This window comes from Brachybacterium sp. AOP42-C2-15, assembly GCF_052377065.1.
In the GTDB taxonomy this organism is placed as follows: domain Bacteria; phylum Actinomycetota; class Actinomycetes; order Actinomycetales; family Dermabacteraceae; genus Brachybacterium.
The window spans coordinates 37,498-60,943 of the sequence record NZ_JBQSWK010000022.1; the positions used below are offsets into that span (position 1 = coordinate 37,498).

General features: G+C 70.3%; 22 protein-coding genes. 13 read left to right on the forward strand and 9 right to left on the reverse strand.

Going from position 1 to position 23,446, the window contains the following annotated elements; genetic code table 11:
- Nucleotides 1-25 precede the first annotated feature (25 nt).
- The 6 genes from ACT3SQ_RS12625 (at nucleotide 26) to leuA (ending at nucleotide 6,304) form a co-directional block, all read left to right on the forward strand.
- Nucleotides 26-400: a histidine triad nucleotide-binding protein gene (locus ACT3SQ_RS12625; RefSeq protein ID WP_441442926.1), complete on the forward strand. Its 375-nt coding sequence runs from the start codon at nucleotides 26-28 to the stop codon at nucleotides 398-400.
- On the forward strand, nucleotides 397-1,443 hold the full coding sequence (locus ACT3SQ_RS12630; protein WP_441442927.1) for a PhoH family protein: 1,047 nt from the start codon (nucleotides 397-399) through the stop codon (nucleotides 1,441-1,443). The genes ACT3SQ_RS12625 and ACT3SQ_RS12630 overlap by 4 nt, the downstream gene beginning before the upstream one ends.
- A 2-nt stretch (nucleotides 1,444-1,445) precedes the next feature.
- Nucleotides 1,446-1,907: an rRNA maturation RNase YbeY gene (gene ybeY / locus ACT3SQ_RS12635; protein ID WP_441442928.1), complete on the forward strand. Its 462-nt coding sequence runs from the start codon at nucleotides 1,446-1,448 to the stop codon at nucleotides 1,905-1,907.
- 46 nt (nucleotides 1,908-1,953) lie between these two features.
- Nucleotides 1,954-3,288 (forward strand): hemolysin family protein, encoded by a 1,335-nt coding sequence (locus ACT3SQ_RS12640; RefSeq protein ID WP_444601177.1) that lies wholly within the window; start codon nucleotides 1,954-1,956, stop codon nucleotides 3,286-3,288.
- Complete coding sequence (gene era, locus ACT3SQ_RS12645) at nucleotides 3,278-4,264, forward strand: GTPase Era (protein ID WP_441442930.1); 987 nt, start codon at nucleotides 3,278-3,280, stop codon at nucleotides 4,262-4,264. Before ACT3SQ_RS12640 ends, era begins: the two co-directional genes overlap by 11 nt.
- Before the next feature lie 330 nt (nucleotides 4,265-4,594).
- Entirely contained in the window at nucleotides 4,595-6,304 is a 1,710-nt protein-coding gene (gene leuA / locus ACT3SQ_RS12650; protein WP_441443054.1) for a 2-isopropylmalate synthase, read from the forward strand.
- Between the two features lie 94 nt (nucleotides 6,305-6,398).
- On the opposite strand, the gene ACT3SQ_RS12655 is transcribed toward leuA, so the two are convergent.
- Nucleotides 6,399-7,514, reverse strand: coding sequence for an EamA family transporter (locus ACT3SQ_RS12655; protein WP_441442931.1), 1,116 nt, complete (start codon nucleotides 7,512-7,514; stop codon nucleotides 6,399-6,401).
- A 91-nt stretch (nucleotides 7,515-7,605) separates the two neighbouring features.
- Here ACT3SQ_RS12655 and ACT3SQ_RS12660 point away from each other — a divergent pair, with 91 nt between their 5' ends.
- Together ACT3SQ_RS12660 and ACT3SQ_RS12665 are read left to right on the forward strand one after the other, a co-directional pair.
- A complete protein-coding gene (locus tag ACT3SQ_RS12660) occupies nucleotides 7,606-8,532 on the forward strand; it encodes a LysR family transcriptional regulator (RefSeq protein ID WP_299304017.1) in 927 nt (308 codons plus the stop codon).
- Between the two features lie 75 nt (nucleotides 8,533-8,607).
- Nucleotides 8,608-10,905, forward strand: a complete 2,298-nt coding sequence (locus tag ACT3SQ_RS12665; RefSeq protein WP_444601178.1) for a M28 family peptidase — start codon at nucleotides 8,608-8,610, stop codon at nucleotides 10,903-10,905.
- Nucleotides 10,906-10,972: 67 nt separating this feature from the next.
- On the opposite strand, the gene thpR is transcribed toward ACT3SQ_RS12665, so the two are convergent.
- Together thpR and ACT3SQ_RS12675 are read right to left on the reverse strand one after the other, a co-directional pair.
- A complete protein-coding gene (gene thpR / locus ACT3SQ_RS12670) occupies nucleotides 10,973-11,560 on the reverse strand; it encodes an RNA 2',3'-cyclic phosphodiesterase (RefSeq protein WP_441442933.1) in 588 nt (195 codons plus the stop codon).
- Nucleotides 11,560-12,276: an EcsC family protein gene (locus ACT3SQ_RS12675; RefSeq protein ID WP_441442934.1), complete on the reverse strand. Its 717-nt coding sequence runs from the start codon at nucleotides 12,274-12,276 to the stop codon at nucleotides 11,560-11,562. Before ACT3SQ_RS12675 ends, thpR begins: the two co-directional genes overlap by 1 nt.
- 227 nt (nucleotides 12,277-12,503) lie before the next feature.
- Here ACT3SQ_RS12675 and recO point away from each other — a divergent pair, with 227 nt between their 5' ends.
- A complete protein-coding gene (gene recO / locus ACT3SQ_RS12680) occupies nucleotides 12,504-13,238 on the forward strand; it encodes a DNA repair protein RecO (RefSeq protein WP_441442935.1) in 735 nt (244 codons plus the stop codon).
- A gap of 47 nt (nucleotides 13,239-13,285) precedes the next feature.
- Entirely contained in the window at nucleotides 13,286-14,092 is an 807-nt protein-coding gene (locus ACT3SQ_RS12685; RefSeq protein ID WP_441442936.1) for an isoprenyl transferase, read from the forward strand.
- A 26-nt stretch (nucleotides 14,093-14,118) separates the two neighbouring features.
- On the opposite strand, the gene ACT3SQ_RS12690 is transcribed toward ACT3SQ_RS12685, so the two are convergent.
- Genes ACT3SQ_RS12690 through ACT3SQ_RS12710 form a run of 5 tightly spaced genes read right to left on the reverse strand, consistent with a single transcriptional unit; the run spans nucleotide 14,119 to nucleotide 17,993 of the window.
- Complete coding sequence (locus tag ACT3SQ_RS12690) at nucleotides 14,119-14,727, reverse strand: DedA family protein (RefSeq protein ID WP_442331696.1); 609 nt, start codon at nucleotides 14,725-14,727, stop codon at nucleotides 14,119-14,121.
- Complete coding sequence (locus ACT3SQ_RS12695) at nucleotides 14,724-15,194, reverse strand: Fur family transcriptional regulator (RefSeq protein WP_441442938.1); 471 nt, start codon at nucleotides 15,192-15,194, stop codon at nucleotides 14,724-14,726. The genes ACT3SQ_RS12690 and ACT3SQ_RS12695 overlap by 4 nt, the downstream gene beginning before the upstream one ends.
- 35 nt (nucleotides 15,195-15,229) lie before the next feature.
- Nucleotides 15,230-16,153, reverse strand: coding sequence for a metal ABC transporter permease (locus tag ACT3SQ_RS12700; protein WP_441442939.1), 924 nt, complete (start codon nucleotides 16,151-16,153; stop codon nucleotides 15,230-15,232).
- Nucleotides 16,150-16,992, reverse strand: coding sequence for a metal ABC transporter ATP-binding protein (locus ACT3SQ_RS12705; RefSeq protein WP_441442940.1), 843 nt, complete (start codon nucleotides 16,990-16,992; stop codon nucleotides 16,150-16,152). Before ACT3SQ_RS12705 ends, ACT3SQ_RS12700 begins: the two co-directional genes overlap by 4 nt.
- A complete protein-coding gene (locus tag ACT3SQ_RS12710) occupies nucleotides 16,989-17,993 on the reverse strand; it encodes a metal ABC transporter substrate-binding protein (RefSeq protein WP_441442941.1) in 1,005 nt (334 codons plus the stop codon). The genes ACT3SQ_RS12705 and ACT3SQ_RS12710 overlap by 4 nt, the downstream gene beginning before the upstream one ends.
- Nucleotides 17,994-18,130: 137 nt before the next feature.
- Between ACT3SQ_RS12710 and ACT3SQ_RS12715 the strand changes: the two genes are divergently transcribed.
- The gene (locus ACT3SQ_RS12715; RefSeq protein ID WP_441442942.1) at nucleotides 18,131-19,522 is read left to right on the forward strand and encodes a glycine--tRNA ligase; all 1,392 of its coding nucleotides are present in this window, start codon (nucleotides 18,131-18,133) and stop codon (nucleotides 19,520-19,522) included.
- 83 nt (nucleotides 19,523-19,605) lie between these two features.
- On the opposite strand, the gene ACT3SQ_RS12720 is transcribed toward ACT3SQ_RS12715, so the two are convergent.
- The gene (locus tag ACT3SQ_RS12720; RefSeq protein ID WP_441442943.1) at nucleotides 19,606-20,709 is read right to left on the reverse strand and encodes an LLM class flavin-dependent oxidoreductase; all 1,104 of its coding nucleotides are present in this window, start codon (nucleotides 20,707-20,709) and stop codon (nucleotides 19,606-19,608) included.
- A gap of 193 nt (nucleotides 20,710-20,902) precedes the next feature.
- Between ACT3SQ_RS12720 and dusB the strand changes: the two genes are divergently transcribed.
- Entirely contained in the window at nucleotides 20,903-22,135 is a 1,233-nt protein-coding gene (dusB, locus tag ACT3SQ_RS12725; RefSeq protein ID WP_444601179.1) for a tRNA dihydrouridine synthase DusB, read from the forward strand.
- Nucleotides 22,136-22,139: 4 nt separating this feature from the next.
- Nucleotides 22,140-23,444: a deoxyguanosinetriphosphate triphosphohydrolase gene (locus ACT3SQ_RS12730; protein WP_441442945.1), complete on the forward strand. Its 1,305-nt coding sequence runs from the start codon at nucleotides 22,140-22,142 to the stop codon at nucleotides 23,442-23,444.
- Nucleotides 23,445-23,446 lie beyond the last annotated feature (2 nt).

Consider the following 23,446-nt stretch of genomic DNA (forward strand, 5'->3'; position numbering starts at 1 on the left):
TCCTCGCTCCCGTAGACTCCGGGGCATGGGAAACAGCCTCACCGAGCACGTCACGCAGCGTCATGATCCGGACTGCATCTTCTGCAGGATCGTCGCCGGCGAGATCCCCTCCGAGCGGGTCCATGAGGACGATCAGGTGATCGCCTTCAAGGATCTGCATCCGCAGGCCCCGGTGCATGTGCTGGTGGTGCCGCGGGAGCATCGTCGCGATGTGACCGAGCTCGTCGAGGATCCGGCGCTGCTCGCCCACACCGCGCAGGTTGCTGCGCAGGTGGCCGCGGAGCAGGGCGATGGCGACTTCCGACTCATCTTCAACACCGGTGCGAGCGCCGGCCAGACCGTCTTCCACGTGCATGCGCACGTCCTGGCGGGCGGGAAGCTCGCAGAAGGAGAACTGTGACAGACGCCCTCGACCCGGCCCCCGGACGCCCTCCCGAGGTGCGTGAGCGGAAGCTGGCGATCCCCGATCACCTGAGCCCCTTCCAGGTGCTCGGGGAGAACGATCAGGCATTGGCGGCCCTCGAGGACGCGATCCCCGACACCGATGTGCACGTGCGCGGGCACCAGGTGACGCTGCGCGGCACGGAAGAGGCGCTGCGTCGGGGCGAGCAGATCATGCGCTCGATCATCGACCTGGCCGGCACCGGGCAGGCGGTCACCGCCGAGGCGGTGCAGCGCGCCGCGAACCTCTACGGCGATGAGCGCGCCAGCGGGAAGAAGCTCGAGCAGGTCCTCTCCCGCACGATCCTCTCCTCACGCGGCCGCACCATCCGGCCCAAGACGATGGGCCAGAAGACCTACATCGAGGCGATCGAATCCTCGACCATCACCTTCGGGATCGGTCCTGCCGGCACCGGCAAGACCTACCTCGCCGTCGCGATGGCGGTGCAGAAGCTGCTCAGCAAGCAGGTGGACCGCATCATCCTCACCCGGCCCGCCGTCGAGGCGGGGGAGCGGCTGGGCTTCCTGCCCGGGAGCCTGAACGAGAAGATCGACCCGTACCTGCGCCCGCTGTACGACGCTCTGCACGACATGCTGGACCCGGAATCGATCCCGCGCCTGATGAGCGCCGGCACCATCGAGGTCGCACCGCTTGCCTATATGCGCGGCCGCACTCTGAACGATGCCTTCATCATCCTCGACGAGGCCCAGAACACCACGCCTGAGCAGATGAAGATGTTCCTGACCAGGCTCGGCTTCAACTCCACCATGGTCATCACCGGCGATGTCACCCAGGGCGACCTTCCGGGCGGCCAGAAGAGCGGGCTGAAGGTCGTCGAGCAGGTGCTCTCGGGCATCGAGGACATCTCCTTCTGCCGCCTGTCCTCCCGGGACGTCGTGCGCCACAGTCTGGTCAGCGAGATCGTCGAAGCCTACGGGCGCTGGGAGATCCAACCCGGGGGCACCCGAGACCCCCGCCACCGAACCCACAAGGGGAACTGAGCATGACCATCGAGATCCGCAACGAGACCACGGCGGTCGTGGATGAGCGCGAGTTCGTCGACCTCTCCCGCTTCGTGTTCGAGGCGATGCACCTGCATCCGGCCACCGAGATGTCGATCCTGTTCGTCGACGAGGACGCGATGGAGAAGCTCCACGTGCAGTGGCTGGATCTGCCCGGCCCCACCGACGTGATGAGCTTCCCGATGGACGAGCTCATCCCCGGCAGCCCCGAGCACCCGGCGCCCGAGGGGCTGCTGGGAGACGTGGTGCTATGCCCGTCGGTCGCCACCAAGCAGGCTGCCGAGGCCGGCCACAGCGCTGTCGAGGAGATGCTGCTGCTGACCGTGCACTCGATCCTGCACCTGCTGGGCTACGACCACATGGAGGAGGATGAGCGCACCGTGATGTTCGACCTCCAGCGCAAGCTCCTGCTCACCTTCCTCGCCTCACGGCCCGCGCGCTGACCGCCCGGCCCATGACTCTGCCGAAACCTAGGCCCGGGTCCGTCCTATGCTGACCCTCGCCCTGTTCGTCCTGATCCCGCTGATCGTCGCCTCCGGGGTGGTGGCCGCCATGCTCACGGCGGTCGATGCGGCCCAGCTGTCCGTCTCCCGCGGCGTGCTGGAGAAGGCGCTGTCCTCCCGTCCCGAGTCCGTGCGTGCGCGGGTGCTCGCCCACCGGGAGGACGCCGCTCGTACCCTGGCCTCGGTGTCGCTGGGCCGGATGCTCGCCGAGACGGTGATGGTCGCCTCCGTGGCCGGGGTGACCGTGGCCGTCCGCGACCACCTGGGCCACCCGGGCCTGTTGCTGCCCGGGATCGCGACCGTGGTCGTCGCCGGACTGCTGGTGCTGATCGTGCTCGCGATCTCACCGCGGACCATCGGTCGCAGCCGCCCTGAGTCCGTGCTGATCTCCAACCGCTGGCTGGTCACCCTGGTGCGGGGGCTGCTATGGGTCCCCGCCGGGGCGCTGACGAGCGTCGGCGCCTCACTCGCGGCCCGTTCGGGCGGAGCGGAGACGCCCGAGGACGGCGTCGAGAAGGCGCGCAAGAACGTCGATCGTGCGCTCGAGGACGAGCACGTGCGCGACGGCGAGCGGGACATGATCCAGGGCGTCTTCGACCTGCGCGAGACCATGGTGCGCGAGCTGATGGTGCCGCGGCCCGACATGGTCACGCTCAGCGCGGACTCGAGCGCCGAGACGGCGATGCGTCTGTTCGTCCGCTCCGGGTACTCCCGAATCCCGGTGATCGGTGACAACGTCGACGATCTGCGCGGGATGCTGTACGTCAAGGACGTGATGCGGGCGATCCATTCGCCCTGGGACGCACGCCCCGAGCGGCCGGTGCACGAGGTCATGCGCGCGGCACGCTTCGCACCAGAGTTCGTCGCGGCCGACGAGGTGCTGGCGCAGATGCAGACCAGCCATGTGCACATCACCGTGCTGGTCGACGAGTACGGGGGAGTGGCAGGCATCGTGACCATCGAGGACATCCTCGAGGAGATCGTGGGCGAGATCGCCGACGAGCACGACCGGGCGGAGCCGGAGATCCAGGATCTCGGCGAGGGCCGCTACCGGGTCCCCGCCCGGGCCGGGCTCTCGGAGGTCGGGGACCTGTTCGACCTCGAGCTCGACGACGATGACATCGACAGCGTGGGCGGCCTGCTGGCCAAGGTGACCGGGCGGGTGCCGATCCCCGGCTCCCACGCCATCGCGCTCGGGCTCGAGCTGGAGGGGGAGAGAACCGCGGGCCGCCGCAAGCGGCTCTCCACCGTGCTGGTGCGCAGAGCTCCGCAGGACGAGGACCACGAAGACACCGACCAGGAGGACGACTATGACCGCTGACCAGGACCCCAACCCCGACACCACCGAGGATTCCGTCGCGGAGCCCGTGCACCGCTCCGGTTTCGTCGCCCTGGTGGGCCGGCCCAACGTCGGGAAGTCCACGCTGACCAATGCGCTGGTGGGCGAGAAGGTCGCGATCACCTCGAGCAAGCCGCAGACGACCCGCCGCGCGATCCGCGGCATCGTCACCCGCGACGACGCCCAGATCATCCTGGTGGACACCCCCGGTGTGCACCGCCCTCGCACCCTGCTGGGCGAGCGGCTGAACGACCTGGTCCGTGAGACCCTCAGCGAGGTGGATGTGGTGGGCTTCTGCCTGCCCGCAGATCAGAAGATCGGCCCTGGTGACCGCTTCATCTGCGAGGATCTGGTCGAGCTCCGCACTGGTCGGCGCGGCCCGCGGGTCGTCGCCGTCGTCACCAAGACGGACCTGGTGACCCGGGACCGTCTGGCCGAGCACCTCATGGCCGTGGACCAGATGATGGATTTCGACGAGATCGTGCCGATCTCCGCCGTCAAGGGAGACCAGATCGACGTGCTGCTCGAGGTGATCACCCGCCAGCTCCCCGAGGGGCCGCAGCTCTACCCGGATGACCAGCTCACCGAGGAGTCCCGCGATGATCGCATCTCCGAGCTGATCCGCGAGGCCGCCCTCGAGGGTGTCCGCGACGAGCTCCCGCACTCGATCGCGGTGGTCATCGAAGAGGTCGTCGAGGTGGATCCCGACGGCGATGCCTTCACCCCGGTCGAACCCGGCACCGGACGTCTCGTGGTCCGAGCGTCCCTGTTCGTCGAGCGTGACAGCCAGAAGGGGATCATCATCGGCAAGGGTGGCTCCCGCCTGAAGGAGGTCGGCTCCCAGGCCCGCGCCGAGATCAACCACCTGATCGGCCGCAAGGTGCACCTGGACCTCCGGGTCAAGGTCGCCAAGGAGTGGCAGCGCGACCCCAAGCAGCTGGGCCGCCTCGGGTTCTGACGCCAGCTGGAACCGGGACCGTCATCGCTGCCCGGTGTTCGCATGGTGAGAGGTCCCGAACCGCCGGTCAGACGGTGCTAACGTGAGGCTCATGCGTGGATCGCTGCTTCTGCTTCGCCGCCGCGACGGGTCCTGAACCGCCGGGAACCCGCCGCGGCTGACGTGCTGTCCGGCGACCGGTACCCCAGCGAGAAGGACCTCCAGATGACTGACTCCACGATCACCTCCACCCCCGCCGCACGCGGCACCGTCGCTCCCGTCGCGGCAGAGGGCGACCCGTCGGCCCCCGTCGTCGGCCCCACCGGCGACGCACCCCAGCAGCCGTCGGGCATGCCGACCCACAAGTACCTGCCCTTCCATGAGCAGATCCAGGTCGAGCTGCCGGACCGCACCTGGCCCGCCCGTCGCATCTCGCGCGCGCCTCGCTGGTGCGCGGTGGACCTGCGCGACGGCAACCAGGCCCTCATCGACCCGATGAACGCCGAGCGCAAGCTGCGGATGTTCGAGCTGCTGGTCCAGATGGGCTACAAGGAGATCGAGGTCGGCTTCCCCTCTGCCTCGAAGACCGACTTCGACTTCGTGCGCAGCCTCATCGAGGAGGACCGCATCCCCGAGGACGTCTCGATCCAGGTCCTCACCCAGTCCCGCGAGCACCTCATCGAGCGCACCTACCAGGCGATCGCCGGGGCGAAGCGCGCGGTGGTTCACCTTTACAACTCCACCTCCGTGGTCCAGCGCGACGTGGTCTTCCGCGCCGACGAGGACGCTGTCCTCGACATCGCCGTGCAGGGTGCGCTGCTGTGCAAGAAGTACGAGGAGACCATCCCGGACACCCAGGTCACCTACCAGTACTCCCCGGAGTCCTACACCGGCACCGAGCTCGAGTACGCGCTGCGCGTATGTAACGCCGTGATCGAGGTCTTCCAGCCCACGCCCCAGGACAAGATGATCGTCAACCTGCCGGCGACGGTGGAGATGGCCACCCCGAACGTCTACGCAGACTCGATCGAGTGGATGCACCGGAACCTGGACCGCCGCGACTCGCTCGTGCTCTCCCTGCACCCCCACAACGACCGCGGCACCGGTGTCGCCGCCGCAGAGCTCGGCTACCTGGCCGGCGCGGACCGCATCGAGGGCTGCCTCTTCGGCAATGGTGAGCGCACCGGCAACGTGGACCTGGTGACCCTGGGCCTGAACCTGTTCAGCCAGGGCATCGATCCGCAGATCGACTTCTCCGACCTCGGCGAGGTGCGCCGCACCGTCGAGCACTGCAACCAGATGCCGGTGCCCGAGCGCAGCCCCTACGGCGGCGACCTCGTGTTCACCGCCTTCTCCGGCTCCCACCAGGACGCCATCAAGAAGGGCCTGGAGCGCATGGAGGTCGACGCCGAGAAGGCCGGCAAGGATGTCGATGATCTGGTGTGGCGGGTCCCGTACCTGCCGATCGACCCGATGGACGTGGGCCGCTCCTATGAAGCGGTGATCCGCGTGAACTCGCAGTCCGGCAAGGGCGGGATGGCCTATCTGCTGCGCACCGAGCACGGCCTGGACCTGCCGCGCCGTCTGCAGATCGAATTCTCCGGCATCGTCCAGGAGCGCACCGACTCCGACGGCGGCGAGGTCAGCCCCGAGCAGCTCTGGGATGCCTTCACCGACGAGTACCTGCCCTCCCGCGACGAGTCGCGCCAGTGGGGCCACTACGGCTTCCGCGACGTGCACCAGGAGTCCACCGGCGAGGGCTCGGACCGCATCACCGCCACGCTCGTGGTCGACGGCGAGGAGCACCAGGTCACCGGCATCGGCAACGGCCCGCTGGACGGCTTCGTCAAGGCCCTCGCCGAGCGGAAGATCGACGTGCGCATCCTCGACTATGCCGAGCACGCACTCACTGAAGGTGACGACTCGCTGGCCGCCTCCTACATCGAGTGCGAGATCGGCGACCGGATCTTCTGGGGCGTCGGCATCGACGGCTCGATCACCCGCGCCTCCCTCGAGGCGATCACCTCGGCGCTGAACCGGGCGCACCGCGCCCGCGCCTGAGAGTGCGGTCCGCGACCGCGCCGCGGCCCGCCATGCCGTGAGAGGTGCCAGCTGACCGGCGCCCTTCACGACCTGGCGGGCATCACCGGGCAGATCAGCTGCGTGGGCCTGGCTCCTCCCGGCCCGACTCGTCGACCGCGTCGGACCAGGGGAGATCCCGCGGCTCGTACTGCCGCAGCTCCTCCTCGGTGAGCATCGGCATCTCGCCGGTGACCGTCGCATGGGTGGGCGTGGGCAGATCCCAGCCGGGCGACTCATCGGCGGGCTGCGGCTGATCCGGCGAGGTGCTGCGTGCGGTGAGCGTGACTCCGGCGCTCGCGGCGACCACCAGCACGGCGGCGGTCATCCGCAGCGGCGTCGCGTCCTGACCGATCAGCAGCACGCCGGCGAGCAGCGCGACCACCGGCTCGAGGCTCAGCATGATCCCGAAGACGTGCCGGGGCAGGCGCCGCAGCGCCCCGAGCTCGAGGGTGTACGGCAGCACGGAGGCGAGCAGCGCGGTGCCCGCTGCGAGGCCGAGCAGGCGCAGGTCCATCACACCCGTGACAGCGCCCTCGGCGCCGAGCGGCAGGATGGCGAGGGCACCGACAGCCATCGCGACGGCGAGGCCGTCCTGCCCGGGGACCAGCTGCCCCACCTTCGCGCTGGAGAGCACGTACAGGCCCCAGAACACGGCGGCGACGAGGGCGAAGAGCACGCCGAGGAGGTCCAGGGACGCCGCGCCGGTGAAGGACTCCACGCCGAACAGGCCCACTCCGCCGAGGGCCAGCAGCACCCACAGCAGGTCGGTGCGGCGCGTGGAGAGCACCGCGGCGACGGTCAGCGGTCCGAGGAACTCGATCGCGACCGCTGTACCCAGCGGGATCCGCTCGATCGAGGCGTAGAAGGCGCCGTTCATCGCACCGATCACCACACCGAAGATGATCACCGCGATCCACTGCTGGCGGGTGAAGCGGTGGACCTTCGGGCGGACGATCACCAGCAGGACGATCGCTGCGATGCCCAGGCGCAGCGCGGTGGTGCCCCAGGAGCCGATCGCGGGGAACAGCTGAGTCGCGAGCGCCGCCCCGAACTGCAGCGAGAAGCAGGAGCCGAGGATGAACAGCACCGGCGTCAGGGGCACCCCGCGGGAGGGGGCCGACGGGGTCGGCGCGGCGGTGGCCCGGGGGACAGGAGCGGGAGCGGGAGCGGGAGCGGACGAGGTTCTCACGCCTCCACTGTGCCCACCGTGGTCCCGCCAGGTCCAGCGAATGTTTCCGACCTGTACCGTGAAGCGGAACTTCACGATCGGAGGAGTGTCCGTGCTGAACCTGCACCGACTGTTCCTGCTGCACGAACTGCGCAGGCTGGAGACGATGACGGCGGTCGCCGGAGCCCATTCGATGTCCCCGTCGGCCGTCTCCCAGCAGCTCTCCCACCTTGAACGGGAGACGAAGACCACCCTCTTCCAGCAGGTCGGCCGACGGGTCGTGCTCACCGACGCCGGGGTGCGACTGGCCCGCCGGGCGGAGGAGATGCTGGGATTGCTGGAGACGGCGGAAGCCGAGCTCGCATGGGCCCAGGGAGAGGCCGGCGGACTGCTGCGGGTGGCGTCCTTCCAGACCCCGATGATCGCGCTCGCCCCGGCAGCTGTGAGCGTCCTCGCGCAGCAGCACCCCGACCTCCATCTGGAGATGGCGCAGCAGGAGGTGGAGTCGGCCTATGAGGGGCTGCTCGCGCATCGCTTCGACGTGATCCTCGGCGAGGACTATCCCGGGGGTCAGCGGGTGGTGCGGCGCGGCACCGATCGAGAGGCGCTGCTGCGCGATCCGCTCCTGCTGGTGCTTCCGGACTCCGGTTCCTGGGCCGACGCCCGCACCCTCGCGGACCTGGTCGACGCACCGTGGGCGCTGGACCCCTCGGGCAGCCGCACCGGGCTCTGGGCGCGGACGTATCTGCGCCAGGCCGGGCTCGAGCCTCGCATCAGCTTCACCACCCCCGACCCGCTGCTCCAGGTGCACCTCGTGCGCACGGGGCATGCGGTGGCCTTCGTCCCCGGGATCATCGCCTCCGAGCATCTCGGGGGCACACGGGTGGTGCGGCTGCCGGGGGATCCCCATCGTTCCCTGTACACCGCGGCCCGGGCGGGGGCGGCCGCGCACCCCTCGCTGCTCGCCTTCCGTGCAGCGCTGCTCGAGGCGGCTGGATCCCTCTCCGGCCTCGAGGGGCTGGAGACGTTCCCGTCCTGAACCCGGCGCGACACGATCGTGCATCTCCTCCGTCCGGGGGCAGCGGCGGGGTCCGGGACAGGGTAGAACCGTCCCATGACGACTGCTCCGGATCACGCCATCATTGCTGGGTCTGCCCCTCGCTGGCATGCCGCGGTGCTGCTGCTGGTGCTGCTGGCCGTGGTGGTCGCGGGCTTCGCCTTCCGCGGTGTGACGGCGCCACGTGATGCTGCGGCGCCCGAGGACGTCTTCAGCGCCGAACGCGCCGCGGCCTCCGTCGCTCCTGTGGTCGCGGTGCCGCGGCCGATGGGCTCGGTCGAGAACGACAGCGCCCATGAGGAGCTCGCCGCGCAGCTGAGCGCACTCGGCTTCGAGATCGAGACCCAGGAGGGGATCGGCACGCGCGTCCTCGACGGCGAGGCCTCGGTGGGGTACGTCCGCAATCTCGTCGCCACCCGGCCCGGCACCGACCCCACCGGCACCGTGGTGCTCGCCTCCCACATCGACTCGGTCCCCGGCGCGCCCGGCGCGGCCGACGCCGGGGTGGGCCTCGCCGTGATCCTCGGGACGGCCCGGGCGCTGGGCCCGGAGACCCTGCGCAATGACCTGGTGATCCTGCTGGTCGATGGCGAGGAGCGGGGCCTGCTGGGATCCGATGCGTACCTGGCCGGCCCGGGCCAGGAGCTCACCGCGCCGGTGGTGGTGCTGAACCATGAGGCGCGCGGCATCTCCGGCCGGCCGCTGGTGACCCGGGCGAGCGGGCCGATGCACGCCGTGATCGGCTCGTCACCGAGCCCCGAGTTCGAATCCTTCACCGACGCCCTGTTCGGGATCATCCCCAACTACACCGACTTCAGCTCCTACCGGGACGCCGGCTGGTGGGGGATGGACATGGCGATTATCGACGAGGCCTGGGCCTATCACTCCGCCCAGGACGATGCCGCGCATCTGGATGACGGCACCCTCCAGCACTACGGCGAGCTGACCCTGGCCCTGACCCGAGATCTCGGCGACCGGGATCTCGGCGCCCTCCAGGACCGTGCGGACGAGCATCCGGTGCAGACCACCGCGCCCTGGGGAGTGGTGCAGGTGCCGCCGCTGGTGATGACGGTGCTCGGCCTGCTGGCACCGCTGGCCGTGCTCGCCGCGATGCTCGTGCGACGCCGCCGCATGGAGGTCACGCTCCCCGGTGCTGTCGTGGGGGCGGTGGTGGGGCTGCTGGTTCTCGTCGGCGGGGTGCTCGCCGCGTTCCAGCTCTGGTCGGCCACCGCTGCGGCGACTCCCGAGATGCTCTCCCAGAGCATGGGTGAACCTGTGCGGGCCGAGCTCTTCCTCCTCGCGGAGATGCTCGCCGCGGCCGCGGTGGTGACGGCCGGCTGGGTGGTGGCCCGGCTGCTGATCTCGCGCGCCGCCGTTCTGCTCGGAGCTGCGCTCTTGGTCACGACGCTGCTGGCGGTGCTCGGGGTCTACTCGCCCACGCTCGGCAGCTCGATGATCCTGCCCGCCACGATCGCTGCTCTCGGCACTCTGCTCGCCGCGCTGCTGCCGCCGGTGCCGGGCCTGGCGGTGCGTGTGCTCGCCGTGCTTCCGACGGGCTGGATGCTGGGCACCCAGCTCTCGGCGCTGGCCGAGTTCGGCATCGCCTCGGCAGCCGGGGGACTGGCCGGGACCGCCCTGATCGGGCTCGGCGCCGCGGGCCCGCTGCTGCTCGGCAGCTTTCACGGTCGTTCCGGTGACCTGCCCGCCGGTCGGGCTGATGGCCGGCTTTCCGGCAGCGCCGCCGACCACCGTGGCCGTGCGCACTCCGCGCCTGGTGCCCGCCCGGCCCGTCGGCCCCATCGACTCCTGCTCCCGGTGCTGCCTGCGGTGCTCGCGCTCGGGCTCGCGATCGGTGGAACTGCGTGGACCCTGGCGTCGCCGGAACCGACCCAGGAGCGCCTCGTCGCGCATGTCGATGGCGGCACCGGAGAGACCACCTGGGAGGTCTCGGGCAGCACCGACTGGGGGCGGGCACTCGATGGGGCGTCGGCGACCTCTGACCTCGCCGTGCCGGCTGTGAGCGTGCAGGGCTCCGCCGAGGGGCCGCAGGAGATCTCGATCGAGGCCCCGAGGGACGCGTCCGCGCTCACTCTCGAAGCGAGCGGCGGTCTGCTCACCGCCGTCGCCGTGGACGGCGTGGCGGTGGAGTCCGCGGAGGGGCTCGAGCGGGTCACGGTCCATGGCGTCCGTGCCGGTCAGGCCGTGCGCATGACCGTGACCGTGCCTGCTGGGGCGGAGCTGATGCTGCGCGAGACGAGCTTCGATCCGACGCTCGCCACGGGCTGGGTCGCCCCCGGCGACGACGTCTCGCTCGTGCAGCCGCGCATGGAGGTGAGCATCGCCGTCCCGCGTTGAGCGGGGCCATGACGACCTTGCGCTCTCCTCGCCTCGCAGTAGCTGCGTCGACCGCGGGCACGTGACGTCAGCCCAGCGGCAGCGTGGCCAGCACCTCGTGGCGGGGGCCTCCGGACCGACCCTGCCCCAGCTGCGACTCGAGCAGCTCGAGCTCCGTCACCTCCCAGGTCGGCCCGCGATAGACCGACAGCGCTCGGACCGTCTCTGCGAGCAGCAGCTGCGTCGGATCCGGCGGCGGTTCCTCGCCCCGGCGACGGCGGCGCGGCCGAGGAGCGCGGGCCGAGACCCGGGCGACCGTCAGGTGAGCTCTGCGCCGTTCGCGGCTCTCGCCCTCGAGCAGCTCCTCGCCCAGCAGTGCGCCCAAGGCCTCCGTCGCGCCGCCCACGCCGATCCACAGCGTGCGGGCGCTGAACATCCCCGCACCGCTCAGCTGGAGCGGCATCGGCCGGTGCCGAGCTGCGATCCGGCCGAGCTCCCGGGTCGTGTCCTCGAGCGCCCCACCGGGCAGATCTGCCCGGAAGGCGAGAGTCAGATGCCACTGGGAGGGATCACCCCAGCGCAGCGCACGGCCCGCGCCCGCCCGCACCTCCTCGAGCGCCGAGTCCAGATGCTCGAGCGCCGTGGGGGAGGGACGGAGGGCGACGAAGACCCGCATCAGGCCACCGGCGGGAAGCTCTTCTTCGCGGCAGCCGCGATCTTGTTCAGCTGCGAGCGGTCGGCGAGCGCGCCGAGCACGGCACCCAGCCCCGGGATCGCCTTGCCGAACAGGCGTGCGGAGCGCAGCCCGAAGCGGCGCAGCAGGCGGCCGCCGATGGCACCGGCGAGCTCCGACTGCGGAGTCGTCGGCAGGCGCTTGGCGAGGCCGCGCGTGGCGACCCCGGCGATCGGCCCGAGGCCGACGTTCTTCAGCACGTCCCCGGACTCCTCGCCGAGCAGCGCCGCGAGCACCCGCACCCGGACCTCCTCATCCTCGAGGTCATAGCCGCGCACCGCCGCGATCGCCCCCACCATGCGGGTGGCCTGGACGTAGAACTCGACCACGTTCGTGGGCAGCAGGATCGGGAGGGTCACGAAGCCGCCGAGACCGGTGACGAAACCGCCCGCGGTCACGCCCCAGCGATGGCGGCGCACGAGACGGCGCACCGCGACCTGCGGGCGGCGCTTCCCCCGCCCGCGCTGGGCGTGACGGGCGATGTCCGCGGCCGAGGAATAGGCGAGCTTCCCGTCCAGGCCCACGTCGCGGATCAGCGTCACCACCCGCTCGAGGGCCCCATCCTGCGGTGACCGGTCACCGCGCCGGGCCTCCTTCATCGCCTCGCGCGCGGTGCTCCTGGCCGACTTGTCATGGCGCAGCATCGAGAAGATCCCCATGGCGCCTCCTTCCTCGTCGTGCACCGCGCAAGCGGCAGTGCGGCGGTCGATGGTGCCCATCATGCCGTGCGACCGGGCGCGGACACATGCACCTGACCGCTCGGTGGGGCGCGAATCAGCGGCGCGGGAGCCTGCGACGCGGAAGCCAGCGGGGTGAGCGACCTCCCGCTCGACACCGTGCCCGCCTGCGGTGCCGGGAGTCCCCGTGGTCGTAGGCTCCAAGGACCATGCAGCAGAAGCTCTACCGTGACGATGCGATCGTCCTGCGCACCCACCCCCTGGGTGAGGCCGATCGCATCATCACGCTGCTCACCCGGCGCCACGGCAAGGTGCGGGCGGTCGCCAAGGGCGTGCGCCGCACGGGCAGCCGCTTCGGTGCCCGGCTGGAGCCGTTCAACCTGGTCGACGTGCAGCTGCACGCCGGCAAGAGCCTGCACACGGTCACCCAGGTGGTCACGATCGACGCCTTCGCCGTGGGCATCAGCGCTGATTACGGGCGCTTCACCGCTGCCAGCGCGATGCTCGAGACCACGGACCGGCTCACCGACGAGATGGTCGATCCCCACCAGCGGGGCTTCCTGATGCTGGTCGGGGCCCTGCGGGCGATGGGCGAGGGCCGGCTCGCACCGCCGCTGGTGCTGGACTCCTTCCTGCTGCGCACCCTCGCCGTCTCGGGCTGGGCGCCGGAGCTGAGGGTCTGCGCCTCGTGCGGTGCGGAGGGACCCCACCACGCCTACGACATCCGCGCCGGCGGTCTGGTCTGCACACCCTGCCGGAAACCGGGAGCGATCGCGGTGCGCCAGTCCACGATCGAGCAGCTGATCTTCCTGCTCGCCGGAGACTGGGAGAATGTGCTCCAGAGCGAGGAGTCCGTCATGCAGGAGGCGGGCCGTCTTATCACCGACACGGTGACCTGGCACCTCGAACGCTCCGTGCGCTCCCTGCACTACGTAGAGCGCTGAGCACGCGCTCGATCCCCGCAGCCCTGCGACCGATCCAGGAGGACCTCATGCCCGGTGCCGCCCGTCACGGGTACCAGGAGCCGTTCGAGCACCCCAGCGGTGCACGGCCCCCGCAGCTGCCCGCCCCCACCATCCCCGCCCATGTCGCGGTGGTCATGGATGGCAACGGGCGCTGGGCGAACCAGCAGGGCCTGCCCCGCACCGCAGGGCACGAGGCGGGGGAGGCCGCACTGCTGGACGTGGTCGCCGGGGCCCTGCAGATCGGCGTGACCCATCTGAGCGCCTACGCCTTCTCCACGGAGAACTGGAAGCGCTCCCCGGAGGAGGTGCGCTTCCTGATGGGCTTCTCCCGCTCCGTGCTGCGCCGCCAGCGCGACACCCTGAACTCCTGGGGGGTGCGGATCGTATGGATCGGTCGCGAGCAGCGACTGTGGGGGAGCGTGATCAAGGAGCTGCGCGAGGCCGAGCAGCTCACCCGCGAGAACACCCGCATGACGCTCTACATGTGTGTGAACTACGGCGGGCGGGCCGAGATCATCGACGCGGTCCGGGAGATCGCGGAGGAGGCCCGCGCCGGCCGCCTCAGCGCCAGGGGCATCACGGCCAAGAGCTTCGCACGCCACCTGGACGATCCCGATATGCCGGACGTCGACCTGTTCCTGCGCACCAGCGGAGAGCAGCGCACCTCGAACTTCCTGCTCTGGCAGGCTGCCTACGCCGAGCTGGTCTTCGTGCCCGAGCTGTGGCCGGATGTCGACCGTCGGGTGCTCTGGCGGGCGATCACTGACTACGCGCGGCGGGACCGCCGCTACGGGGGCGCGATCGACGCTCCGGATCAGCCCCCGACGGACTGACTCGACGGACTGACTCGACGGACCGATCAGCCCTCGACGGGATGGTCTTCGCGCTCGGTGCTGCGAGCGTGCGCCGAGGCGCCGTGCTCTGTGGCGCCGTGCTGAGAGGCGCCGAGCGCCGATCCGGCATCCTCTGCGCTCTCCGCGGTGCCCGGGGCCGATGCCATCACGCCGCCGGTGCGACGCCGATGCCGCAGCAGGACCCAGACCAGCAGCACGAGGATCCCCAGCGCCGCGACGGCGGCCCAGGGGGAGAGCAGGAACAGTTCGAACCAGGCCATGAACGCCACCAGGCCCACGGTCGCGTAGATGACGGCCCAGGCGAGCCCTCCGATCGCGAGAGCGGGCAGATACCGCTTGGCCGGCATGCCGGTGAGTCCGGCGGCCGCGTTGGCGGCGGTCTGGAACCCGATCGTGAGGAAGCTGAGCGCCACCACCGGCGCTCCCCACCGGTTGATCAGCTCGGTGGCGCGCCGCACGCTCGGAGAGTTGAGGAACGCGGCGATGCGCCCCCGGTCTGCGGCTCTGCGGGCGCCGCGCCCCAGCAGATAGGTGGCGCCGGCGCGGCACCAGATCACGACGTACAGGAATGCCACTGCAGGCAGCAGCGGCAGGTTCCCGACCCACTCCATCATCGTGCGGCGTCCTCTGCTTCGTCTCCGTCGTCGACGTCGTCCTCGTCTGTGTCCTCGTCGAGGTCCTCGTCAGGCTCGGCGGCCTGCTCTGCATGGTCCCCGCAGAGGCCGAACACCTCGAGCGTGTGGTCCACATCGGTGAAGCCGTGCTCGTGGGCGATCGCGGTCATCGCATTCTCGAGCTTCGGGGCCAGGAACTCGACGGTGCGGCCGCACTCCCGGCACACCAGGTGATGGTGGTGCCCGGTGTCCTCGCACTGGCGGTACAGCGATTCGCCGTCGCCGGCCACCAGCACGTCGAGCCGACCGGAGCGGGAGAGGACCTGGAGATTCCGGTACACGGTGGCCAGGCCCACGGTCTCCCCGTCGGCCCTCATCTGCTCATGGATCTGCTGGGCGCTGCGGAAGTCGTCCTGCCGCGAGAGCGTCTCGAGGATCGCGGTCCGCTGGCGGGTGTTCCGTTGCATACCGACATTCTCCTCCACGGCGACCAGGACTTCTATCAGTCGTGGGGCGTTGCACGTGCGGCGAGGGGCAGGGCATCAGCCCGCCCCGGGCCGGGACCGCCGAGCGCAGAGATCGGCCGTACGGGCCGCAGCGCCCGGAACAGCAGGCCGAGGATGTAGGCGGCGATGGTCAGCAGCACGATCACGCCGCCCGGCGGCAGATCCACGTACACGGTGATCAGCAGTCCGCCCAAAGAGCAGAGCACGGCGATCACCATCGCGGTGCGCATGGTCCGGGCGAAGCCGACCACCAGATGCTGGGCGGCGGCGACGGGGACGATCATCAGCGCGGAGACCATCAGAGCGCCGACGATCCGCATCGAGAGGGTGACGGTCAGCGCGGCCATCACCGCGATCAGCACGTTCACCACGCGCACCGGCAGTCCGGAGGCACGCGCGAATTCCTCATCCGCCGTGACCGCGGCGAGCAGCCCGGAGAGCCCCACCCCGATCGCCAGCACCAGCACCGCGAGCACCAGCGCGATCACGGTGTCCGGTGCGGTGACGGTGGACAGGGAGCCGAAGAGATAGCCCATCAGGTTCTGGGAGGTGCCTCCGGCGAGCTGGATGATCACCACGCCACCGGCGATGCCGCCGTAGAACAGGATCGCCAGCGCCACGTCGCGGCTGGTGTGGCTGACCTCCCGGACGTATTCGATCAGCACGGCGCCGATCACCGAGGCCGCCAGGGCGCCGGGGATCGCCAGCAGGTCCGCGGGGGAGGCGGTGAGCCAGGCACCCACCAGCCAGCCGACGGCCACGCCGGTGAGGGCGACGTGACCGAGCCCGTCGCCGAGCAGGGACAGCCGCTTCTGGACCAGGTAGGTGCCGACCACGGGGGCGGTGAGCCCAATGAGCACCGCGATGATCAGCGGGTAGCGCAGCAGGTCGGAGGTGAGGATGTCGAGGGGCGAGATCACAGGGGGTTCATCTCCTGGCCGAGGCACTGATCGATCGGGGCGGCATCCTCGGGATGGCCGTGCCCGGGATGGAGGCGCGGGCGGTCCTCGACGGGTCCGTCGTGCACCACATGGCCGTGGTCGAGCACGACGGCGCGATGGATGTCTCCGGTCAGCGGACCGGTCTCGTGAAGGACCACCAGGATCGAGGTGCCGGTGGCGGACAGCTCGCGGAAGAGCTGGGAGATGAGGTCCTGGGTGGGCAGGTCGACCCCGGAGAACGGCTCGTCGAGCACCAGCAGGTCAGGGTCGCGCACCAGGGCGCGGGCGATCATCACGCGACGCCGCTGCCCGCCGGACATCCGGGTGATGGGACGAGCGGCAAGATCCGACATCCCGACCTGCTCGAGGGCCTTCAGGACCCGGGGGTCACGGCGGCTGGGCCACCACGACCGAGCACCCAGCAGGCCGCTGGCGACAGTCTCCTGAGCGGTCGCGGGGATGGACCCCGCCTCTGCGGAGTCCTGCGGCACGTAGCCGAGACGGTCGTGGGCGAGGCTGCGATGGACCGGCTCTCCGAATAGCCGCGCGCTGCCGGAATCGAGCGGCAGGATCCCCACCGCCGCGCGCAGGAGAGTCGACTTGCCGGAGCCGTTGGCGCCCAGCAGGGCCACCAGCTCACCGGGGACGATGCGGAGGTCTACGTCGTGGAGCACGCGCTGCCCACCTCGGCTGACGGAGGCCGCAGTGACCTCGACGACGGGCACGGTGTCGATAGAAGCGTCGCTGACTGCGTCAATGGCCCGGCCGGCGGCGGGGCGGGCGACGGGACCGGCGGCAGAGGTGATGTCGCCGCTCACGTCCAGCTCGCGACCAGGGCAGTGCAGTTGTCTCGCATGACCTGAGGATAATCCGCGTCCTCCGACTGCTGGGTCTCGAGATTGTCGAGCTCGGCGCTCTCGATGCCCAAGTTCTTCGCGAGGGTCTGGGCGACCTTGGGGGAGGCGGAGGATTCGAAGAAGATCGTGCTCACGCCTTCGTCCTCGACGACTCCCTCGAGCGCGAGCAGGCGCTGCGGGGACGGCTCGGTCTCGGGATCGACACCAGAGATGCCGATCTGGTGCAGCGCATAGCGCTCGGCAAGGTAGGCATACGCGGCATGGCTGGTGATGAAGGGCCTCTCGCCGCTCACTGCACCGAAGGACTCCACGAGCTCGGCGTCGAGCTCCTCGAGCTCGGTCCGGAGGGTGCTTGCCGCGTCGGTGAAGGACTGCGTGCTCTCCGGGGAGTGCTCACCCAGGCGAGCGGCGATGGCGTCTGCGAGATCGGCCATGCGCAGCGGGTCGTGCCAGAAGTGGGGATCGTTCGGGCCATGGTCATGACCGTCGTGGGAGCCGCCGCCATCGGAGGCGTGCTCGGCGTGCTCCTCCTCGGTCTCGCCCTCGTGGTCCGCCTCGGCGTGCTCCTCATGGGAGCCTTCGGCGCCGACGGGCAGCAGGCTGATGGCGGTGGAGACGTCGAGCACGTTGCCCTCGCCATGGGAGGCGATGGCGTCGTCCACCGCATTCTGGAAGCCGGGGATCTGGAGCACCAGGTCGGCCTTCTCGATGGCCATGACCTGCTTGACCGAGAGCTCCAGGCCGTGCGCGTCAGCTCCCGGCGAGGAGAGGTCCTCCAGCGCGACGTGCTCCCCGCCGATCCTGGAGACCAGGTATGCCAGGGGATACGCCGAGGTCACCACCGACAGCTTCCCGTCGGCCGCACCGCTCTCGCCCCCGCACGCCGCGAGGAGGGCGGTGCCGACGGTGAGGCCGGCAGCGGTGAACAGGGAGCGCCGGGTGGGGCGGGACGGAAGCGACATGACAATCATTCTCACCACCGTTCCGGCGGTGTGCAAGTGGATCGGCCGCTCAGGTCCCCTCGCGTGGGGACCGTCACAGTGCGGGAGGTGACTATGCTGGGGCGGTTCCGACCCACACCGTCACCAGGAGTATCCCCGTGGCCAAGGCCCCCGCCAGCACGCTGGACAACGTCATCGCACTCGCCAAGAAGCGCGGCTTCGTGTTCCCGGCCGGTGAGATCTACGGCGGAACCCGCTCCGCCTGGGACTACGGACCCCTGGGCGTGGAGCTCAAGGAGAACATCAAGCGGCAGTGGTGGCGCACCTTCGTCCAGTCCCGCGGCGACATGGTGGGTCTGGACTCCTCGATCATCCTGCCCAGGCAGGTCTGGGAGGCCTCCGGCCACGTCGAGACCTTCACCGACCCGCTGGTGGAGTGCAAGAGCTGCCACAACCGGTTCCGTGAGGACCACCTCCTGGAGGCCTTCGAGGAGAAGAAGGGCCGCGCCCCGGAGGGCGGCATGGCGGAGATCGCCTGCCCCAACTGCGGCACCCGCGGCGAGTTCACCGAGCCGCAGCAGTTCTCAGGCCTGGTGAAGACCTTCCTCGGCGCCGTCGACAACGAGGCGGGCCTGTTCTACCTGCGCCCCGAGACTGCGCAGGGAATCTTCGTGAACTTCCTCAACGTGGTCACGGCCACCCGACAGAAGCCGCCCTTCGGCATCGGTCAGGTCGGCAAGGCGTTCCGCAACGAGATCACCCCCGGCAACTTCATCTTCCGCACCCGCGAGTTCGAGCAGATGGAGATCGAGTACTTCACCCCGCCGGCGGAGGCCGATCAGCAGTTCAAGGACTGGGTCGAGGCCTGCTGGGACTGGTTCATCGATCTGGGCATCGACTCAGAGAATCTGCGCCGCTTCGACGTGCCCGAGGATGAGCGTGCCCACTACAGCGCCGGCACCATCGATCTCGAGTACCGCTTCGGCTTCCAGGGCAGCGAGTGGGGCGAGCTGATGGGCATCGCCAACCGCACCGACTTCGACCTCGGCGCCCACACCGACGGCTCCGGCACGAAGATGCAGTACTTCGATCAGGCGGCGAACGAGCGCTACACGCCGTACGTCATCGAGCCCTCCTTCGGCCTCACCCGCGCCATGATGGCCTTCCTGGTGGACGCCTACAGCGAGGACGAGGCACCCAACGCCAAGGGCGGCGTCGACAAGCGCACCGTGCTCAAGCTCGACCCGCGCCTGGCCCCGGTCAAGGTCGCGGTGCTCCCGCTGTCCAAGAGCGAGGACCTGGTCCCGCGGGCCACGCAGCTCGCCGACCAGCTGCGCAAGCACTGGAATGTCGAGATGGACGTCACCCAGGCCATCGGTCGTCGCTACCGCCGTCAGGACGAGATCGGCACCCCGTTCTGCATCACGGTGGACTTCGAGACCGCCGAGGACCAGTCCGTCACCATCCGCGAGCGCGACACGATGGCACAGGAGCGGGTGGCCCTGGACCAGGTCGAGGCCTACCTCGCCACGCGCCTGCTCGGCGTCTGAGAACAGCCGCCGACGAGTCGCCTGCGCTCCGGAATCCCGGGGCGCAGGCGCGGGCCCGTGCAGGTCAGGCAGTCCGGCCGGGGTCAGAGCTGATCGGGTCCCGCGCCGCGGCGGCCCAGCACCAGCTGCAGCTGCGGGACCACCATGCGGGCGAAGGTCCTCAGCAGCGCCTGCTGATCGGCCAGCGGTGCATTCGGGGGCAGCACGAGTGCGAGCTCGTCGGCCGTCTGCACCACCGGGTCCTCCCACAGCTTCCTGGCCACCTCCGCCGGTTCGTCCAGCACCACTTCGCTGAACACTGCGTCGTGCCCGCCGATCTCCTGGCCGTGGTGCTCGCCGACGATCCGCGGATCCGCGGTGCGCTCCCGGGGGAGGAGGGTGACGTAGCGCTCCAGCTCCGCGTCGCTGCGCACCGGCACCATCTGGCGGCTGACCATCACCGTGCCCTCCCCGAAGCCGGCCTCCTGCGAGGCCTCCCGATAGGCGGTCAGCACCTCCAGCTGCAGCTCCTCGAAGGAGCGTCCGGATCCGTCGTCCGGAACCATCGTCGCCAGCTGCAGCTCGAGTCCCAGCCGCCCCGCCATCGCCGCCCGCTGCGGACCCGCCGCACCATAGGCGAGCCGGGAGCGCAGGGACGGGGCCCGGGGCTGCATCCGCAGCGGTGCACCGGGATCGATCCCCTCGATGTGAGAGTCGGCGCCGGCCACGATCTCGCCGTCGAGCAGCGAGAGCAGATCGTGCAGGATCCGGTCCACATGATCGGCGCGCTCATCGCGGAGAGCCCCGAAGGCGCGTGCGTACATCGCGTCATTCGCCGAGTAGCCGGAGCTGACCCCGGGGCGGAGCCGGCCTCCGGTGAGCAGATCGGCGGAGGCGAGGTCTTCGGCCAGCCTTCCCGCGTTCTCGAAGCGCAGCGGGATCACCGCGGTGCCGAGCTGGATTCGGCGGGTGCGCTGGCCCAGTGCGGCGAGGAAGAGCAGCGGCGAGGACAGGGAGTCCTGCAGGTGGCGCACCCGCACATAGCCGACCTCGTAGCCGAGCTCCTCGGCGGTGAGGAACAGCTCGATGCCCTCGTCGATCCCCGTGCTGGTCACCGCAGTGCCGGTGGTGCGGATCCCGGTGTGGTCGACCTGGGTCACGAAGCCCATGCGGGGCACTCGGTGGGTTGATGATGCGGATGTGGACATCTCACGCCTCCTGCGACGAGGGCCGGGACGGCGCGGAGGGAGAAGGGCGATGCGCCGCTGCCTCCATGGTCTCGCACCGGAGCGGGGTCGCGCAGGGACCAAGCTCCTGGACGTCTCCTCCCCATCGGGCGTCGATGCACATCACCCCCGTCATGACTCCCGCCTGACCGGGTGAGATGGGACAATCGAGGGGATGACCACCGTTGAGACCTCGCCCCTGCTGAGCGACCCTGCCGCGCCCGCCACCTCGGCCGCCGTGACGGGTCCGCGTCGCACCCTCACCATCGGCCCGCACACGATCGACACCCCTGTCGTGCTCGCGCCGATGGCAGGGATCACCAATATGGCGTTCCGCCTGCTGTGCCGTGAGTTCGGCGCGCTGCACAGCCAGGACGACGGCGGTCTGTTCGTCGGCGAGATGGTCACCACGCGCGCGCTCGTGGAGGGGCACAAGGAGTCCTGGCGCCTGGTGACGATGGGGGAGCGGGAGACCCCGCGCTCGGTGCAGCTGTACGGCGTGGACCCCGCCACGGTGCGCCGCGCGGTCGAGATGATCCGAGAGCGCGATCTCGCCGACCACATCGACCTGAACTTCGGCTGCCCGGTCCCCAAGGTCACCCGCCGCGGCGGCGGCGGCGTGCTGCCCTGGAAGACGGAGCTCTTCACCCGCATCGTCACCGCCGCGGTCGAGGCCGCCGGTCCTGAGGTGCCCGTCACCGTCAAGACCCGCATCGGCATCGACGACGAGCACCAGACCTTCCGCGACGCCGGGCTGATCGCCCAGGAGGTCGGCGCGGCGGCGATCGCCCTGCACGGCCGCACCGTCGTCCAGCACTATTCCGGCGAGGCCCGCTGGGGCGCGATCACCGAGCTCAAGGAGCTGATCACCGACATCCCCGTGCTCGGCAACGGTGACATCTGGTCCGCCGAGGACGCGCTCGAGATGATGGACCAGACCGGCTGCGACGGCGTCGTCGTCGGCCGCGGCTGCCAGGGACGCCCCTGGCTGTTCGCCGACCTCGCCGCCGGATTCGCCGGCAAGCCCGACCGGATCCAGCCCTCCCTGGGCGAGGTCGCGCAGATCCTGCGCCGCCACGCCGAGCTGCTGATCGAGTTCTTCGAGGACGAAGGCCGGGCCCTGCGTGATCTGCGCAAGCATGTGGCCTGGTACTTCAAGGGATACCCCGTCGGCGGCGAGATGCGCCACCGGCTGGCGACCATGGAGTCCCTCGCCGACCTCGATGCCAAGCTCGCCGAGCTCGACCTCGAGAGCCCCTATCCCGGTGCTGCGGTCGAGGGACCGCGCGGCCGGGCCGGCACGCCGAAGAAGGCCCACGTCCCCGATGGCTGGCTGTCCTCCCGTGAGCTCAGCACCGAGCACGCCGCCCGCCTCCACGAGGCCGAGCTCGACACCTCGGGAGGATGACCGCATGACCACCCCGTCTCCGGCCGGCTATTCGGCGCCCGACCTCGAACGGTGGGTTCCCGAGCCCCCGAAGTCGCAGGCTCGTACACCCTTCCAGCGGGACCGCGCGCGCGTGCTGCACTCCTCCGCGCTGCGCCGGCTCGGCGCCAAGACCCAGGTGCTCGGCGCAGGGTCGAACGACTTCGTGCGCACCCGCCTCACCCACTCCCTCGAGGTCGCCCAGGTGGGCCGCGACATCGGTGCCGAGCTCGGCTGCGACCCCGACATCGTCGATGCCGCCTGCCTGTCCCACGACCTCGGACACCCGCCGTTCGGGCACAACGGCGAGAAGGTCCTCGACGAGCTCGCCGCGGACTTCGGAGGCTTCGAGGGCAATGCCCAGACCCTCCGCCTGCTCACCCGGCTCGAGCCGAAGGTCGTGGGGGAGGACCGTCCCTACGGCCTGAACCTCACCCGGGCCAGCGTCGACGCGGCGATCAAGTACCCGTGGACGCGCGGCCAGGGCCCCGATCCGACCTCGGTGAAGTTCGGCGCCTATGCCGACGACCTCGACGTCTACACCTGGGCCCGAGAGGGAGCGATCCCCGGCAGGCAGTGCTTCGAGGCGCAGGTGATGGACCTCGCCGATGACGTCGCCTACTCGGTGCACGACATCGAGGACGCCATTACCGGCCTGACCCTGGACCTCAAGCGGCTGCAGGATCCGATGGAGCGAGCCGCGGCGCTGTACGTGGTCCAGGACTGGTACATGCCCGGCGAATCCATCGATGCGCTCGACGAGGCGCTCACGCGGCTCGAGGCCGAGCCCTACTGGATGCCGACCTTCGACGGAACGATGCGCTCGGCCGCCGCGCTGAAGGACATGACCAGCCAGCTGATCGGCCGCTTCACCCACTCCGCGATCTCCGCCACCCGTGCCGCCCACGGCCAGGACGCCATGTCCAGATACGCGGGAACGGTGGAGGTGCCCGATCACACCCACCTCGAGATCGCCGTGCTCAAGGGCCTGGCCGCCGCCTATGTGATGTCCTCCGCGTCGCAGCAGCCGGTGTACGAGGCCCAGGAGGAGATCATCCGCGACCTCTACTCGCGGCTCTGGAACACCGGCACCCAGTACCTCAGCCCGCTCTTCGCCGAGCTCTGGCAGAGCGCCACGGACGACGACGTGCGGCGCCGGGTGGTCGTGGACCAGATCGCGTCCTACACCGACGTCACCGCCCGCAGGCTGCACGAGGTCCTCTTCGACCGGGACCTCACGCACATCACCGCCGCGGACACCCCCCTGCCCGGCCTCGGATCGGAGCTCTGAGC

What these genes read in the sequence shown, in the direction of transcription:
- ACT3SQ_RS12640 (WP_444601177.1), top strand. Translation starts at nt 1,954, where the DNA reads ATGCTGACCCTCGCCCTGTTCGTCCTGATCCCGCTGATCGTCGCCTCC.
- ACT3SQ_RS12720 (WP_441442943.1), bottom strand. Translation starts at nt 20,709, where the DNA reads ATGTCCACATCCGCATCATCAACCCACCGAGTGCCCCGCATGGGCTTC.
- ACT3SQ_RS12730 (WP_441442945.1), top strand. Translation starts at nt 22,140, where the DNA reads ATGACCACCCCGTCTCCGGCCGGCTATTCGGCGCCCGACCTCGAACGG.
- recO (WP_441442935.1), top strand. Translation starts at nt 12,504, where the DNA reads ATGCAGCAGAAGCTCTACCGTGACGATGCGATCGTCCTGCGCACCCAC.
- era (WP_441442930.1), top strand. Translation starts at nt 3,278, where the DNA reads ATGACCGCTGACCAGGACCCCAACCCCGACACCACCGAGGATTCCGTC.
- ACT3SQ_RS12710 (WP_441442941.1), bottom strand. Translation starts at nt 17,993, where the DNA reads ATGTCGCTTCCGTCCCGCCCCACCCGGCGCTCCCTGTTCACCGCTGCC.
- leuA (WP_441443054.1), top strand. Translation starts at nt 4,595, where the DNA reads ATGCCGACCCACAAGTACCTGCCCTTCCATGAGCAGATCCAGGTCGAG.
- dusB (WP_444601179.1), top strand. Translation starts at nt 20,903, where the DNA reads ATGACCACCGTTGAGACCTCGCCCCTGCTGAGCGACCCTGCCGCGCCC.
- ACT3SQ_RS12665 (WP_444601178.1), top strand. Translation starts at nt 8,608, where the DNA reads ATGACGACTGCTCCGGATCACGCCATCATTGCTGGGTCTGCCCCTCGC.
- ACT3SQ_RS12675 (WP_441442934.1), bottom strand. Translation starts at nt 12,276, where the DNA reads ATGGGGATCTTCTCGATGCTGCGCCATGACAAGTCGGCCAGGAGCACC.
- thpR (WP_441442933.1), bottom strand. Translation starts at nt 11,560, where the DNA reads ATGCGGGTCTTCGTCGCCCTCCGTCCCTCCCCCACGGCGCTCGAGCAT.
- ACT3SQ_RS12685 (WP_441442936.1), top strand. Translation starts at nt 13,286, where the DNA reads ATGCCCGGTGCCGCCCGTCACGGGTACCAGGAGCCGTTCGAGCACCCC.
- ybeY (WP_441442928.1), top strand. Translation starts at nt 1,446, where the DNA reads ATGACCATCGAGATCCGCAACGAGACCACGGCGGTCGTGGATGAGCGC.
- ACT3SQ_RS12695 (WP_441442938.1), bottom strand. Translation starts at nt 15,194, where the DNA reads ATGCAACGGAACACCCGCCAGCGGACCGCGATCCTCGAGACGCTCTCG.
- ACT3SQ_RS12625 (WP_441442926.1), top strand. Translation starts at nt 26, where the DNA reads ATGGGAAACAGCCTCACCGAGCACGTCACGCAGCGTCATGATCCGGAC.
- ACT3SQ_RS12690 (WP_442331696.1), bottom strand. Translation starts at nt 14,727, where the DNA reads ATGATGGAGTGGGTCGGGAACCTGCCGCTGCTGCCTGCAGTGGCATTC.